Source organism: Marinobacterium sp. xm-m-312 (assembly GCF_013283295.1).
Lineage (GTDB): Bacteria > Pseudomonadota > Gammaproteobacteria > Pseudomonadales > Balneatricaceae > Marinobacterium_E.
This window is the reverse complement of sequence record NZ_WBYS01000003.1, coordinates 36,553-51,295: the sequence shown is the minus strand read 5'-3', so window position 1 is coordinate 51,295 and position 14,743 is coordinate 36,553. Positions and strand designations below refer to the sequence as shown.

The following is a 14,743-nucleotide window of genomic DNA, read 5'->3' as shown; positions in this document are numbered from 1 at the left end:
TTTTTCACCATGCCATTAACACGCCAACAAGCGATCTCGACCGCCACCGTCCTTTCTGAAGCGCTTCCCTATATTCAACGCTTCGTCGGTAAAACCATCGTCGTTAAATACGGCGGCAACGCCATGACCGATGAGAAGCTAAAAGCCAGCTTTGCACGCGACATCGTTATGCTGAAATTGATTGGACTAAATCCCATTGTTGTGCACGGGGGCGGCCCACAGATTGGTGATCTACTCGACAAATTGAAGATCGAATCTCACTTCATTAATGGTATGCGTGTCACCGATACGGCAACCATGGACGTGGTTGAGATGGTGCTGGGCGGCATGGTCAACAAAGAGATTGTCGGCCTCATCAACTCCGCTGGCGGTAAAGCGATCGGCCTGACCGGTAAAGATGGCGACCTGCTTCGTGCACGCAAGTTGAAAGTAAAACACAAGACGCCAGAGATGGAAGCACCCGAGATCATCGATATCGGCCACGTCGGTGAAGTTGAGCGTGTTAACGTCAGCGTTCTAGAGATGCTAGTAGATTCGGACATCATCCCAGTCATCGCCCCTATTGGGGTTGGTACAGACGGTGCCTCATACAACATCAACGCGGACCTAGTCGCGGGTAAAATTGCAGAAGTTCTTCAGGCAGAGAAGCTGATCCTACTGACCAACATTGCGGGATTGATGGACAAAGAGGGCGAGGTGTTAACAGGCCTCTCAACCCAACAGGTCGATGCTCTGATTGCCGACGGCACGATCTACGGCGGCATGTTGCCTAAAATCGACTGTGCATTGAGTGCGGTAAAATCAGGCGTGACTTCAGCGCACATCATCGACGGTCGTGTCGAGCACTCCTGCATGCTGGAGATCTTCACTGACGAAGGTGTCGGCACCCTGATCTCTAACAAATCGTTGAAGGTGGAAGCATGAGCGAGACCAAAATTTCACGACGCGACCAAATTCTCCAAGCACTCGTCCAGATGCTGGAGGTCAATCCAGGACAACGTATTACCACGGCGGCCCTTGCAAAAGATGTTGGGGTATCAGAAGCGGCACTCTACCGCCACTTCCCAAGTAAAGCGCGCATGTTTGAAGGGCTAATCGAATTTATCGAACAGGCCCTATTCACACGCATTAAGACCATCACACAATCCGATGTCAGCGCTGTTCGTCAGGTTGAGCAGATCATTACCCTGCTACTCGCCTTTTCAGAGCGCAATCCAGGGATGTGCCGACTGCTTGGTGGTGATGCTCTTTCGGGCGAAAATGAGCGTCTGCGCGGTCAAATTAATCAACTGTTCGAGCGTATCGAGACGCAAATCAAGCAGACCTTACGCGAAGCCGAATTGAAAGAGGGTATTCGCACCCAGCTGCCAGCCGGCTCTACCGCCAACTTGATTTTGGCAACGGCTGAAGGTCGCATTCGCCAGTACGTTAGAACGGACTTCAAGAAACGCCCCACGGAGTTCTGGCCAGAACAGTGGTCCCGCATGTCAATCGGTCTGTTCAGAAGCCCATCGAACTGATGGGTAATAACTACTTCAAAGATCGCCTCAGTTTTTTTGCGGCGATCTTTGCCTTGATGCTGGCCGCAGCCAACCTTCGCGGCGGCCTAGTCGTTATCGGCCCGCTGGTCGAGGATATTCGGTCGGACCTGGGGATTTCAGCAGCTGCGTTCGGCTTCTTGATGACACTGCCACTGCTCTGTTTTGCCTCATTCTCTCTGGTCGTGCCCTGGGTTGCTAACCGTTTAGCACCGATGAAAGTCGTGGCACTTGCTCTGCTGACTCTTGGCATAGGAGCAGCGGCGCGCCTCTTTGGCGACTATGGGATGATGGTCTCTGGCACGCTAGCACTGGGGGCCGGCATCGCCATTTTGAATGTACTGATTCCATCATTGGTTAAGGGACTCTTCCCAGAGAACGCGAGCTCACTGACCGGTGTCTATACACTGGTGCTAACCACAGGGGCCGCGTTTAGCTTCTACTCCGCGATCCCGATGCGAGATGCCTTTAATGATTGGCATGTGCCTATGATCGTTTGGGCCATCTTGCCGATCATTGCTCTATTGGTCTGGCTGCCGATGTTGCGGGTTAAGTTTAAACCGGCTGCACCGAACAGTGTCAGCAGCAGCGTTTGGCGTTTACCACGAGCTTGGTCTTTGGCCTCTTTCATGGGACTGCAGTCTATTCAGTTCTATGTATTAGCGACTTGGCTTCCACGCATCTTTATGGATGCAGGGTTAAGTGATGCAGAAGCAGGGCTGATGACCGCCATCTTCACCATGATCGGTATACCGGCGGCACTCCTAACCCCGATGATAGCGGCTAAGTTGCCAACGCAACGCAGCATTGTCGCGATCATCACCTTAATCGGCTTGGTGGGCGTTTTTGGAATATGGCTAGCGCCCATTGAAGGTCGCTACTTGTGGGTCGCTTGTTTAGGTACCTATGGTGGGGCTTCGCTCTCACTTGCGTTGGCTCTGATCGCGATGAAGTCGCATGATATGCGCCAAGCAACCGCTCTGTCAGCCATGGTCCAAGGGGTCGGTTATCTGCTCGCAAGCATCGCACCGAGTCTGATCGGCGCTCTTTACGACTGGCAACAAGCTTGGACACTGCCGATGCTCACGCTTGTCTTGCTGCTGATTGCACAAGCGGTGGCCGGTTGGCCAATCAGTGGCACCGGCAAGGTCGATGCAACGCGTTAAATATTGAAGGTTTCGATCTCATGGCAGAGATCGAAGCTATGAGGCAGTGATTTAGACTGGTCAGAAAACTCTGCAATGATTTGATCTTCCGCCCCCGGTTTTAGATGCATGATGTGCACCTTGCTGGCCTCGTCTAATCTGGCCAAATCCTCAGCCAAAGTAACCGATGTATAGTGCTTACTGATTCCAGCCAGTTCGGCAGAGTCATTTCGGTAGGAGAGTTCTATGAAGATATCTGAGACCGGCTGCTGGTTCAGGGTTTGCCACACCAACTCGGTCGGTCCGGTATCACCAAAAAAGCAGAAAGCACCCTCTCCTTTGCTGATCCGGTAGGCAAAACTCGGCACCGTATGCGACAGAGGAATCGGCATCACCTGATAGCCGTTTAACTCCAATCTTTGTAAGGGCTCTAGCTCAAGATATTCAAGAACCGGGGTCTGCTCGTTGGGTATTTTTGAAAAGTCTGGCCAGATCACCCAGTTCAATATGTGCGCCTTAACCGCCTCTAACACCTCTTTAGGTGCCGCTAAGATAATTGGCTTGTGACGATGCTCAGAAAGAGAAGCGAGCATCATGGCGACGCCCGCTATGTGATCCATGTGGGCATGGGTCAGCAGCACCGTTTCGATTTGGTTCATCTGCGCTAAGCTAAGGAGACCAACCCCAGTGCCCCCATCTAAGAGTGTGCGCTCATCCAATAGAAAGCTGGTGGTGAACAGCCCCTCTGCCAAGCCTCCTGAACAACCTAAATTTCGAACCTTCATCACTGATCAATCATCGATTAAGGATGTTCAACGCTTTGAGCATAGTCAGCGCTTGATAGAGCTGGAAGTCATCACCGGCTAAATCGGACTGCACTGAGGATTGAACTGTCTCTTCTGACTCGTTCTCAAGGTGACCTGCCAAATCCACTTCGCGTACCTGATCTAGATTAGGGGCTTTGCGATCCAGCTGTAGGTCTTCGACCACCACATCAGGACTGATACCCTGCGCCTGAATGGATCGTCCATTGGGTGTAAAGTAGCGTGCCGTCGTAATTTTAACAGCACGATCTTCTGACAGCGGAACAACCGTTTGTACCGAGCCTTTACCAAAACTCTGGGTTCCCATAATTACGGCACGTTTTTGATCCTGCAGAGCCCCTGCGACGATCTCTGACGCCGATGCGGACCCACCATTAATCAGCACGATTAACGGTACATTACCGATCGCCACATCATCTGTGGCATTAAACTCCAACTCAGATCGAGCAATGCGGCCCTCTGTATAGACAATCAGACCTTCATCCAAGAATGCATCCGACACCGCAACAGCCGCCTGAAGCACGCCACCAGGGTTATTTCGCAGATCCAAGACAAGCCCTTTAAGCGCCTCATCTTTTTGCAGCTTAGCCAGAGCATCTAACAGATCCTGACCTGTATTAGCTTGAAACTCACTGATTCGCACATACCCAAAGCCAGGCTCTAACAGGCGACTTCTGACGCTTCGAATCTTGATTGCTGCACGAACCAACTCAACTTCAAAGGGGGCATCGACGCCTTCACGCATGATGGTGATGCGAATCGACTCACCAATTTTGCCGCGCATCAATTTCACTGCGTCACTGAGAGACATACCTTGAACCGGCGTATCACCCAATTTAGTGATGAGGTCACCCGCTTTGATACCGGCCTCTTGAGCAGGGGTATCGTCCAGCGGCGTAATGACATGTACAAAGCCATCCTTCATACCGACTTCGATGCCCAATCCACCGAACTCGCCGTTCGTGTGTTCTTGCAGGTTATCGAACGCCTCTTTAATCAAGTAGTCCGAGTGCGGATCTAAGCCACGTACCATGCCGGCAATGGCATCTTCTAATAACTGCTGATCAGTAACCGGTTCGACGTAACTCTTTTTGATACTGCTAAATACCTCCGCAAAACGGCGCAGCTCATCGAGTGGCAACTGATTCTCGGAGGACTCTTCACTGGTCTGTTCTATCGGGTAGGCAAAGACGTTCAATGATAAGAGGCTTGAAAGGAGCAGAAAGCTAACGGAACGGAACAACATAAAACCACCTATCACTGATTCGAATTATCTCTTTTTATTTAGCCAGGGAACCGGGTTAAAACTCTTACCATTATGACGTAATGAGAAGTAGAGGCCAGTCTGATCATAGCCACCACTGCTACCGGTGAGTGATATGGTCTCGCCCGCTTGCACCCAATCACCTGTGTTACGCAACAGACTCTGATTGTGACCATAGAGGCTGAGGTAGTCATCCCCATGGTCCACTATGATCAAAAGCCCATAGCCTCTTAACCATTCAGAAAAGACAACACGACCTGGATGGATCACTCTAACAGCCTTACCTGGATCGGAACTGATGAAGATACCATCGGTCGATAGCGTGCTCTTTTTACTGCCATATTTAAGAGCCAACTTACCCGACACCGGCCAATCTAACTTCCCTTTGCGTTTGGCAATCTGCGGCGTATCGATATCGACGAAGTTATCTTTCAGCGACTGCTCTATCTCAACGAGGAGAGACTCAAGCTGTTTGCGATCTTGCTCAAGTTTGACCAACTGATTTTTCTCGCTGCCAATGTCTCGCTTGATTTCATCCAAGGTTTTTAAGCGCTGCTGGTAGGCTTGTTTTAAGCGATTTTCCTGCTCAACTAGCGCCTGCTTTTCAGACACTAGTTGCGACTCTGTCGCACTGAGGTCTGCGCGATTCTGATCAAAGTCACTTAATAGCCTTTGGTAGCTAGTCACTCGCGTTTTTAAAACATCGCTGAGGTGATCGTAGTAGCGCAGCATGCGATCAACCGTCTGTGGCTCTGTACCACTCAAAATCATTTTCAGTCTTGGCTGACGACCTTTACGGTACTGCTCTTGCAGCAAAGAGATTAACAATGCGCGCTCTTTTTCGACCGCCTGTTTTAGACGAGTCTGATCACTGGTTAGCGTATTCGCTCGACCAGTTAGTTTATTGATAGATAGGGACACTTCGCGCTTTTTAGAGGAAATTTCAGCAATTTTACGCTCATCTTCACGAAGTTTTTTCTGGAGCGCTTGCTGGTCGCCCTGTTTTTTAGCGACACTTTTTTGCAGTGACTGCATCTGTGCAGTCAGCTGTTTGATTTTCTGCTCAGTCTCTTCAGCCGTTCCCGCTAATGCTGGGGAGCAACAGAAGAGACCTAGAAGGAGCCAGTGGCGCAACACGGATTAGCGTGAAGCCAGGCTAGAGCCGGTCATTTCAGACGGCTTATCAATATCCATTAGATCCAGCAGCGTCGGTGCCAGATCACATAGCGCGCCATCCGCTAGGGTTAGCGACGCTTTACGAGGACCATCGTAGATCAAAGCGACTGGCCAGTTGGTATGAGATGTATGAGGCTGTCCTGAGTTTGGATCGACCATCAACTCAACGTTACCGTGATCGGCTGTGATCAGTGTCTCACCGTCCACTTCTGCCATCGCCGCCAGCACCTTAGCAAGCGCTTCGTCGACCGCTTCACAGGCTTTAACCGCTGCATCAAATTTACCGGTATGACCGACCATATCACCATTGGCGAAGTTGCAGACAATCAGATCGTATTGACGGCTTCGTATAGCCTCACAGAGTTTCTCACTCACCTCTGGTAAGCTCATTTCAGGTTTCAAATCGTAAGTAGCCACATCGGGAGAGGGCACCAAGATGCGCTCTTCACCTGGGTAGACCTCTTCCTGACCACCGTTAAAGAAGAAGGTGACGTGTGCATACTTCTCGGTTTCAGAGATACGCAACTGAGTTTTACCCATACCCGAAAGGTACTCACCCAAATCATTACTGATCTTTTGAGGAGGGTAGGCACAAGAGGCCGGGATATCCGCTGCATATTCGGTCAGCATGACAAAGTCAGCAAGTGCTGGGCGTTTAGCGCGTTCAAAACCATCGAATGAATCATCCAGAACAAAGGCACGCGTAATTTCACGAGCACGGTCCGGGCGGAAATTAGCACAGATTAGAGTATCACCATCATTGATCGTACCCACTGGCGCACCCGATGCGTCAGTAATCACGGTGGCCGCGACAAACTCATCGTTCTCATCACGAGCGTAAGCAGCAGAGAGCGCCTCTTGAGCGGACGCAGCCGTTTGAACACCTTTACCCATTGTCATGGCATCGTATGCCGTCTGCACACGATCCCAACGGTTATCACGATCCATTGCGTAGTAACGACCGACAACGGTAGCGATGGCGCCTACGCCCAGATCTGCAAACGCCTTCTCAGCAGCGGCAATAGACGGCTCTGCAGAGCGAGGCGGCATATCACGACCATCCAAAATAGCGTGTAGGTAAACCTGCTTCGCACCGCGTTGAACGGCCATTTTAGCCAACGCAACAATATGATCTTCGTGGCTGTGAACACCGCCAGGGGATAACAAGCCAGTAATATGCACCGCATTACCCTTTGCAATCGCGGCATCCATCGCGTTAACCAGCGCGCTGTTCTCGAAGAAGTCACCATCGGCAATCGCTTTGGAAATACGTGTCAGGTTTTGGTAAACCGTTCGGCCTGCACCGATATTCATGTGCCCTACTTCGGAGTTGCCCATCTGACCATCTGGAAGGCCCACGGCCATGCCCGATGTTTGAATACGTGAGTTTGGATTATTGGCCAATAGACCATCCCAAACAGGCGTATTAGCAGCGGCTACAGCTGATGATTCAGTGGCTTCGACTCCGTACCCATCTAGGATAAGAAGCGCTCTTGGGGTGCGCATATCACTCATAGTTATGAATATTCCGGTTATAAGACTTTAGATTGATAGAGATTTTAACCGTTGAGGCCCGTTAAAACCATTAAACATTGGTGATTTTTCAGTCAGCCCCCTTATCCCTTGAGGCTCTGCAATGTATACTTTCGCGCATTAATTTTTATTGCATACACAGGTCTGAAATGGAAAACGTAATCGAATTTATCGGCAATCACACCATGATGGTTGTTGCTTGGGCATTTACCCTAGCCATGCTGATCTTTACTGAGCGTATGAAAGGCGGTAAATCAGTGACGGCGGCTGAAGCAACGCGCCTAATCAATAAAGAAGATGCTGTTGTTCTTGATATCCGAGCGCACAAAGATTTCAGCACTGGCCACCTGACTAACTCGATCAACATTCCACTGGCTGATTTCGATCGCCGCATGACTGAGTTGGATCAGTACAAAGAGAAGCCGATCATTGTAGTGTGTAACATGGGTCAGACAGCGGGCACCGCGTGTCGCAAAATGAAATCGGCTGGATTCACACAGGCGATGCGTCTTACCGGAGGCATCTCTGAGTGGCGCCACCAAAGCATGCCAGTGGTAACAAAATGACAGTAGAAATTTACAGCTCAGCTCTATGCGGTTTTTGCACTCGTGCAAAGATGTTACTTGATCACAAAGGTGTTTCATTTAACGAGATCAGCGTAGATCAGGATCCAACAAAACGCGCTGAAATGATGGAACGCAGTGGTCGACGTACCGTTCCTCAAATCTTTATCGGCGAGCACCACGTTGGCGGATGCGACGATCTGTTCGCACTTGAGCGCAATGGTGAACTGGACGGACTGCTGGCAAACAACGCCGGCGAATAATTAGAACGATTAAAAGTAAGGAAGCAACATGTCTGAAGAGAATCAGCAACCAGCACCACAGTTTGGTATGAAACGTGTCTACCTAAAAGACGCATCACTTGAAACACCTGCTGGCCCAGAAATTTTCAACAAAGCTTGGCAGCCACAGGTTGGTCTAGATGTTAATTCGGCTAGCCGTGTACTGGGCGATGATCACTACGAAGTGAACCTAACACTGACTGTGACCGTTAAGACAGAAGATGAAACAGCCTTTCTGATCGAAGTACAGCAAGCAGCTATCTTCCAGATCAGCGGCTTTGAGCCAGCACAGCTGCACCACACTCTAGGTGCATACTGCCCAACGCTTCTATTCCCATACGCACGTGAAGCAGTAGACAACCTAGCGACTAAAGCTAGCTTCCCTGCACTGATGCTTGCACAGGTGAACTTCGATGCTTTGTACGCACAGAAAGTTCAGCAAGTAATGGAACAGCAGAAAGCAGAGCAAGGCGAAGCTGAAGCGGCTGAATAAGCACGCACTGCACACAATATAAAAAGGAGGCGAATGCCTCCTTTTTTGTTGTCTAAAGATCGGTGTTTTACGATCGATGCTCCACCCAATACTCGAACATATCATTCATCGTTTCAGAGAGTGGACGATACTCAATACCTAATACCTCCCGACTCTTACTGTTGTCCGCTCGCCATTCGATGTTGACGTTGTTAGCAATAAACTTTCGATCCAATTTAATGAACGGAGCAAGCAACCAAACCAACCATTTAGGTGCAGCTCTCTTGGGAAGTTTGTAGTCCTTTCCGAATCGCGCTTGCAGTGTCAGTAGTGCGGTTAGTAGGTCGCTACAGTGTCCAGAAAGAATAAAGCGCCCTACTGCCTCAGGGGTGAAGGCTGCACGTAGATGAGCTTCTGCGACCTCTCGAACATCAACAAAACCAATACCTAAACGTGGCGCACCCTGTTTGAACTCACCCGAACCCACACGTTCGATGATCGAGAAACTCTCTGACGTTGGAATGCCACCTATCGCTGGCCCCATCACTAAACAGGGATTGATCGTCACCAAGTCAAACGATGCATCCTCAGCGATGCGCCAGGCTTCACGTTCGGCCAGAGTTTTTGAATACGAATAGGGCTGATAGTCTATGGATGCGGTTTCATTCCAGTTTGCTTCCGTTAGCACGCCGCCCTCGACCGAGTCACACTCTGTCGCATCAGTATAGATTGCAGCACAAGAACTGGTGACCACCACCCGCTTAACGGTTTCGAAGGATTTAGCCGTCTCGAGCACATTGCGGGTACCGATCAACGCAGGATCAATAAGTTCCCGCTGCGGGTCTTTAAAATTTGAGGTAAAAGGCGATGCGGTATGAAATACAACACCACACCCCTCGATCGCATCGGCAAACCCCTCTTTGGAGAGCAGATCGGTTTTGAAGAATTTAAGCGTACCCGGGCTTCCATCAGCTAAGGCGTTCAACGCTTTAAGTTTATCGGTGGCCTCGGGATCACGCACCGTGGCATGTATAGTTAACCCCTCTTCCAATAAGCGCTTAATAATCCAACCAGCAACATAGCCTGTAGCACCCGTCACTGCGACGGAAAGAGAACGATCTATGTTCATATAAAGGACTCTTCTAAATTTTAATTAATGTATCACGTACGCTAGTGTTTTAGACCTAGACCGCTTTAATCCTATTAACTGCCATCAATCATTGATAAGCTGTTTCTAATATAAACTAAACATTAGGAGAGCAACATGGCGGTTATTGAGCTAAACCAAGAGAATTTTGAATCGACCATTACGCAAAACAACTTTGTGATTGTCGATTACTGGGCGCCTTGGTGTGGTCCTTGTAAAGCCTTTGGCCCAACCTTTGATACCGTCTCTGAAGAGTTCCCAGACGTTGTCTTTGGTAAGGTGAATACTGAGGTTGAACAGCAAATTGCAGCAGAGTTCCGCATTCGCTCGATTCCAACACTGATGATCTTCCGCGACAACATTCTGATCTACAACGAAGGCGGTGCACTGCAAGCGGGACAGCTTCGCGAACTGCTGACCAAAGCGGCTGAACTTGATATGGATACCGTTCGTGCAGAGATTGAGCAACAAGCCGCAGCTAAAGCTGAATAGTCTTCAGGCTCAACAGGCGTCCAATTTGGGCGCCAGTTCTTTCTAAATTTTCAGCGCCATTAGCAAGCGCCTCTTCCAAGCTACAAACACCTGGAACCACTGAGAAAAGTGCATCTATCCCCACGTCATGCACGCCCTCTGCACCCTCACCAATAGAGCCACAGAGTGCAATTACAGGCAAGTCGTGCTGTTTAGCCCAACGTGCAACGCCAACCGGGGTTTTACCGCTTAGACTTTGACCGTCCATGCGTCCCTCACCGGTAATCACCAGATCGGCACCCTCAAGCGTTTTATGGAAATCGACCGCCTCCAGCACCAGATCGATACCTGGTGCTAAGCGAGCATCTAAAAACTGAACCAACGCGTAGCCAAGGCCACCCGCTGCGCCAGCGCCGGCACGATCTCGTAAATCCTTACCCAACAAGTCAGCACTCACGTCGGCCAATCGAGTTAGGGCGTCATCCAACTGTTGAACCTGTTCAGGTGTCGCCCCCTTTTGCGGACCAAAAATAGCAGAAGCCCCCCGCTCACCTAACAGCGGATTATCAACATCACAGGCGACTAAGAACTCTGTCTCGGCTAAACGTGGGTCAAATCCGGTTAGATCTATACGATCCAGATCAGCCAGTGCCGCACCCCCTTCGGCAAGTTCATGACCTGCCGCATCAAGAAACTTAGCACCCAGAGCCCTTAACAATCCCGTTCCACCATCATTGGTGGCACTGCCTCCTAAGCCCATAATGATGCGACGCGCGCCTTGATCCAGGGCTTTAAGGATCAGCTCACCCGTACCATAGGTTGAAGCTGTTAGGGCATCACGCTGTTCAGGCAGTATCTTATCCAATCCTGAGGCTGCCGCTGTTTCGACCACCGCTGTCAGTGGCACACCCTCTTGGTGACCCAGTACGCCCCAGATAGCATTGAGGGAGCCCCCTAATGGCCCCGTCACTTCGGCCGTGTGTTGCTTCCCAGAGGTTGCTGCAATCAGCGCTTCCGTCGTTCCCTCGCCACCGTCCGCCACAGGTACGCAGTGAATGTCGACATCCGTTAGCGTTGACTCAATGCCTTTGGCAATCGCACGTGCGACGCCTTCTGCATCTAGGCTCTCTTTGAACGAATCAGGGGCAATGACTAGCTTCATCAACAAGGCTCCAGAAGTTGGGACTCACCCAACTATCGCATTGTGCACTGCATCAAGCAATAAAAAACCCAGCACATGGCTGGGTCTTATTACAGAACCGGTCTTAAGAGGGCTGCTTAGTGGTGCGTAGGTAAGGCAGCTTGATGTCTACATCGCCAAAACGCTCTTTAGCCTCTTCATCGTTAAGTGATAGAGCTACGATTACGTCCTCACCAGGCACCCAGTTAGCTGGCATCGCAATTGGCACACCGTAAGAAGCTTGAAGTGCGTCAAGCGCACGCAGTACTTCAGCAAAATTGCGACCAACAGACATCGGATATGTCATCGAAAGCTGAAGCTTTTTATCTGGGCTAAAAATGAATACAACTCGAACACTAGCAGAATCAGCTGCTGTTCTGCCATCAGGAAGGTATGCTTCCGCTGGCAACATATCGAGTGCTTTAGAAACCTCTAGCGACTCATCAGCAATGATTGGGAAATTAGCCTTTGCATTGGCAAAGCTCTCGATATCGCACTTCCACTCTTTGTGCTCATCAACACCGTCAACCGATAGACCGATCACTTTGGTATTGCGCTTCGCCCATTCATCGGCCAGTTGAGCAACTGCGCCAAATTCAGTTGTACATACTGGAGTAAAGTCTTTCGGATGGCTGAAAAGGATTGTCCAGCTATCACCAATGAAATCATGAAGCTTGAATTCACCCTGATCAGTGACAAGATCAAGATTTGGGACAGTATCATTAATACGTAAAGCCATGGTTTATCTCCATTGTTAATTTAATTTCGACTTATCTTCAGTCGATATGGTTATAGTTACATAACAAAAATACATAATAAATTTTATTATGTTTATGGCCTTGATAAATTATATCTATGTTGGTCATCGAAGAGCTTGGCGAAAAAAGAACTTAAACTAGTTCGCCTGTGTCACGATCACGCTTGGCTAATCGACCACGACTAGCGACGTAGTGCTGATTAAAGCGTTTGAAATAGGCATTGAGGTGGTTCGAGGCAGGTTCATCGCCTAACTGTTCAAGCAGTGCGATGGCAACTTCGGCGGTGCAGAGTTGTCCTTCATGAATCGCTTTGCGCAATCCATAACTCGACTCGCGCACTTCATCCAGACTGATCACTGGTAGATGTTGTAGGTAGTCAGAGTGGCGGAAGATCCTGCGCGCTTGTCGCCAGGTACCATCCAGCAGAATTAAAAGTGGCTTACCCGAACGTTGTTGGACCTCAACGGGCGTTGTCATTCGCTCGAGGTAGTCCTCTGCGGGTGGGAAGACAATGATAGGCTGATAAGAGGGATCGTTCAGTAAAGCTGTTAACTCGTCACCTGGCTCTTTGCGACCTTGCCACTCTATGACGCGGGTTTTAGCGATACTGTCGGCGATTAGCCTACCGGTATTGGTGGGTTTATAGGTTTCGTAGCGATGCATCAGCACCACAAACTCAACCTGTGATTCAACCTCAGATCGGTACTCACAGATACAGGCGGTGATTGGCAGACGGCAATGTTCACAGCGCTTTACATTAGCACCACGCGTAACAAAGGGTTTACGAGGGGGGTTGTCGATCTGAGGCATTGAGCAGCGTTAAAACTTAGCTTTTAGCGCTGCTATCAGTCTCTTCTGAGTCTGAACGGTTTGCATCGTCTTCGGCTTCGGCCGCGGCGAACTCATCTTCAAACTCCTCTTCATCCGTGTTGCGAACAAAGATACGGCCCATGATCAGACCTACTTCGAACAGCAGCCACATTGGCAGCGCGAGTAGTGATTGAGAGATGATATCTGGCGGTGTCAGCAGCATGCCGACAACAAAACAGCCAACGATCACATAGGCACGTTTTTCACCCAGTGACTGTGCAGTTGTCGCGCCTGACCAGATCAGTAACAGCGTTGCGATAGGGATCTCGAAGACCACACCGAAAGCGAAGAACAGTTTTAGAACGAAGTTCAAATAGCTGCTGATGTCCGTCATCACCGCAACGTTCTCTGGACCTACGCTGGTAAAGAAGCCAAATACCAGTGGGAAGACCACGAAGTAGGCAAAGGCAATACCGGCGTAGAAGAGGAAGATCGATGAGATCAGAAGAGGCACGGCAAGGTGCTTCTCATTTTCGTATAGACCCGGTGCGATGAAGCTCCAGATCTGATGCAAAATGTAAGGAATACCGATGAATACCGCTAACACCAATGCCAATTTAAAGGGCGCAAAGAACGGCGACGTAACGTCCGTCGCGATCATGCTGGTCCCTTCAGGCAGCAGCGCAGTCAGCGGTGCCGATAGGTAGGCATAAAGATCATTCGCGAAGTAGAAAAGCCCCGCAAAAATCACCAACACGAACAACACGATGCGCATGACGCGCTGGCGTAACTCGATTAGGTGGGCAATTAATGGCTGCTCTTTATCAGCTGTGTTTGTTTGGCTCATTCTGCTCTGTATTGTCCGCTAGCTGCTCAGCTGGTTCAGCAGTTACCGGCTCGGCAACATCTGATTCAGCGACTTGGGCAGCGCTCTCTTCTTGAGCGTTCTCTTCGGCTACGGCGGTTGGCTTGTAAGCTTCGTGAACGGAAGGGTCACTGGTAAATGAAGTTGGGTCAAAGTCGGTTTTGGGGGCGTCAGGTGCCGCTTTTTCTGCAGGCGAATCCTCACCAAAAGGACGCTGGAAAGATTCGGTAACATCACCAAGCTCTTTCTCTAGCTGATCTTTGCTCATCGCCGTGGTGCGTTTTAGCTCGTCAACGCGCAACTCTTCATTGATCTCGCGTTGAATCGAACCGATAGAGCGGCGAATACGACCTACCCATAGGCCAACCGTGCGAGCTGCTGTCGGCAGTTTCTCTGGACCAAGTACGACCAGACCTACTACACCAACGATGAGCAGCTCGGCAAAACCGATATCAAACATCTTAAATTAAGACTTAGATTCGGTTTTATCTTCAGTTTTTTCAGCGTCTGCAGCTTTGAACTCTGCATCACTCTCTTGAGCGATTGATTTAGGCTCTTCTTTTGCGCCTTCATCAGACATTGCTTTTTTGAAGCCTTTTACAGCTGAACCTACGTCACCACCCAGGTTACGAAGTTTCTTAGTACCGAACAGCAGAATGATAATGCCGAGTACGATAACCAATTGCCAAATGCTGATACCACCAAAACCCATTACA

At 49.9% G+C, this 14,743-nt stretch carries 18 protein-coding genes; 7 read left to right on the top strand and 11 right to left on the bottom strand.

What is annotated here, in order from left to right; all coding sequences use genetic code 11:
* The first annotated feature begins 9 nt into the window (after positions 1–9).
* From argB to XMM312_RS04460, 3 genes are read left to right on the top strand one after another with little or no spacing between them, the layout of a single operon-like run.
* Complete coding sequence (argB, locus tag XMM312_RS04470) at positions 10–924, top strand: acetylglutamate kinase (RefSeq protein WP_173484169.1); 915 nt, start codon at positions 10–12, stop codon at positions 922–924.
* Positions 921–1,520 carry a nucleoid occlusion factor SlmA gene (slmA, locus tag XMM312_RS04465; RefSeq protein WP_173484170.1) on the top strand — a complete coding sequence of 200 codons (600 nt, stop codon included), beginning with the start codon at positions 921–923 and terminating at the stop codon, positions 1,518–1,520. The genes argB and slmA overlap by 4 nt, the downstream gene beginning before the upstream one ends.
* Positions 1,520–2,704 (top strand): MFS transporter, encoded by a 1,185-nt coding sequence (locus XMM312_RS04460; RefSeq protein ID WP_173484171.1) that lies wholly within the window; start codon positions 1,520–1,522, stop codon positions 2,702–2,704. The genes slmA and XMM312_RS04460 overlap by 1 nt, the downstream gene beginning before the upstream one ends.
* Here XMM312_RS04460 and XMM312_RS04455 read toward each other — a convergent pair.
* The 4 genes from XMM312_RS04455 to gpmI are packed head-to-tail and all read right to left on the bottom strand — an operon-like array spanning position 2,701 to position 7,462.
* Entirely contained in the window at positions 2,701–3,468 is a 768-nt protein-coding gene (locus tag XMM312_RS04455) for a 3',5'-cyclic-nucleotide phosphodiesterase (RefSeq protein WP_217364313.1), read from the bottom strand. The two genes, XMM312_RS04460 and XMM312_RS04455, sit on opposite strands and share 4 nt — an antisense overlap.
* A 10-nt stretch (positions 3,469–3,478) precedes the next feature.
* Positions 3,479–4,753, bottom strand: coding sequence for a S41 family peptidase (locus XMM312_RS04450; protein ID WP_173484173.1), 1,275 nt, complete (start codon positions 4,751–4,753; stop codon positions 3,479–3,481).
* A 24-nt stretch (positions 4,754–4,777) separates the two neighbouring features.
* Positions 4,778–5,905 (bottom strand): murein hydrolase activator EnvC, encoded by a 1,128-nt coding sequence (locus tag XMM312_RS04445; protein WP_173488766.1) that lies wholly within the window; start codon positions 5,903–5,905, stop codon positions 4,778–4,780.
* A gap of 6 nt (positions 5,906–5,911) precedes the next feature.
* Positions 5,912–7,462, bottom strand: coding sequence for a 2,3-bisphosphoglycerate-independent phosphoglycerate mutase (gene gpmI, locus XMM312_RS04440; protein ID WP_173488765.1), 1,551 nt, complete (start codon positions 7,460–7,462; stop codon positions 5,912–5,914).
* A 167-nt stretch (positions 7,463–7,629) separates the two neighbouring features.
* Here gpmI and XMM312_RS04435 point away from each other — a divergent pair, with 167 nt between their 5' ends.
* Genes XMM312_RS04435 through secB form a run of 3 tightly spaced genes read left to right on the top strand, consistent with a single transcriptional unit; the run spans position 7,630 to position 8,817 of the window.
* Positions 7,630–8,046, top strand: coding sequence for a rhodanese-like domain-containing protein (locus tag XMM312_RS04435; protein ID WP_173481864.1), 417 nt, complete (start codon positions 7,630–7,632; stop codon positions 8,044–8,046).
* Positions 8,043–8,306 carry a glutaredoxin 3 gene (gene grxC, locus XMM312_RS04430; protein WP_173481863.1) on the top strand — a complete coding sequence of 88 codons (264 nt, stop codon included), beginning with the start codon at positions 8,043–8,045 and terminating at the stop codon, positions 8,304–8,306. Before XMM312_RS04435 ends, grxC begins: the two co-directional genes overlap by 4 nt.
* 28 nt (positions 8,307–8,334) lie before the next feature.
* On the top strand, positions 8,335–8,817 hold the full coding sequence (gene secB, locus XMM312_RS04425) for a protein-export chaperone SecB (protein WP_173481862.1): 483 nt from the start codon (positions 8,335–8,337) through the stop codon (positions 8,815–8,817).
* A gap of 67 nt (positions 8,818–8,884) precedes the next feature.
* On the opposite strand, the gene XMM312_RS04420 is transcribed toward secB, so the two are convergent.
* Positions 8,885–9,925 carry an NAD-dependent epimerase/dehydratase family protein gene (locus tag XMM312_RS04420; protein WP_173481861.1) on the bottom strand — a complete coding sequence of 347 codons (1,041 nt, stop codon included), beginning with the start codon at positions 9,923–9,925 and terminating at the stop codon, positions 8,885–8,887.
* Positions 9,926–10,060: 135 nt separating this feature from the next.
* On the opposite strand from XMM312_RS04420, the gene trxA reads away from it, so the two are divergent.
* Positions 10,061–10,435, top strand: coding sequence for a thioredoxin (gene trxA, locus XMM312_RS04415; RefSeq protein ID WP_173481860.1), 375 nt, complete (start codon positions 10,061–10,063; stop codon positions 10,433–10,435).
* Here the strand turns inward: trxA and XMM312_RS04410 are convergent.
* The 6 genes from XMM312_RS04410 to tatA form a co-directional block, all read right to left on the bottom strand.
* A complete protein-coding gene (locus tag XMM312_RS04410) occupies positions 10,422–11,576 on the bottom strand; it encodes a glycerate kinase (RefSeq protein WP_173481859.1) in 1,155 nt (384 codons plus the stop codon). The two genes, trxA and XMM312_RS04410, sit on opposite strands and share 14 nt — an antisense overlap.
* Before the next feature lie 103 nt (positions 11,577–11,679).
* Positions 11,680–12,333 carry a peroxiredoxin gene (locus XMM312_RS04405; protein ID WP_173481858.1) on the bottom strand — a complete coding sequence of 218 codons (654 nt, stop codon included), beginning with the start codon at positions 12,331–12,333 and terminating at the stop codon, positions 11,680–11,682.
* Between the two features lie 151 nt (positions 12,334–12,484).
* Positions 12,485–13,162: a tRNA-uridine aminocarboxypropyltransferase gene (locus tag XMM312_RS04400; protein ID WP_173481857.1), complete on the bottom strand. Its 678-nt coding sequence runs from the start codon at positions 13,160–13,162 to the stop codon at positions 12,485–12,487.
* 16 nt (positions 13,163–13,178) lie between these two features.
* On the bottom strand, positions 13,179–14,009 hold the full coding sequence (tatC, locus tag XMM312_RS04395) for a twin-arginine translocase subunit TatC (protein WP_173481856.1): 831 nt from the start codon (positions 14,007–14,009) through the stop codon (positions 13,179–13,181).
* Complete coding sequence (gene tatB, locus XMM312_RS11655; protein WP_173481855.1) at positions 13,987–14,487, bottom strand: Sec-independent protein translocase protein TatB; 501 nt, start codon at positions 14,485–14,487, stop codon at positions 13,987–13,989. The genes tatC and tatB overlap by 23 nt, the downstream gene beginning before the upstream one ends.
* 6 nt (positions 14,488–14,493) lie before the next feature.
* Positions 14,494–14,739 (bottom strand): twin-arginine translocase TatA/TatE family subunit, encoded by a 246-nt coding sequence (tatA, locus tag XMM312_RS04385; RefSeq protein WP_173481854.1) that lies wholly within the window; start codon positions 14,737–14,739, stop codon positions 14,494–14,496.
* Between the last annotated feature and the right edge of the window lie 4 nt (positions 14,740–14,743).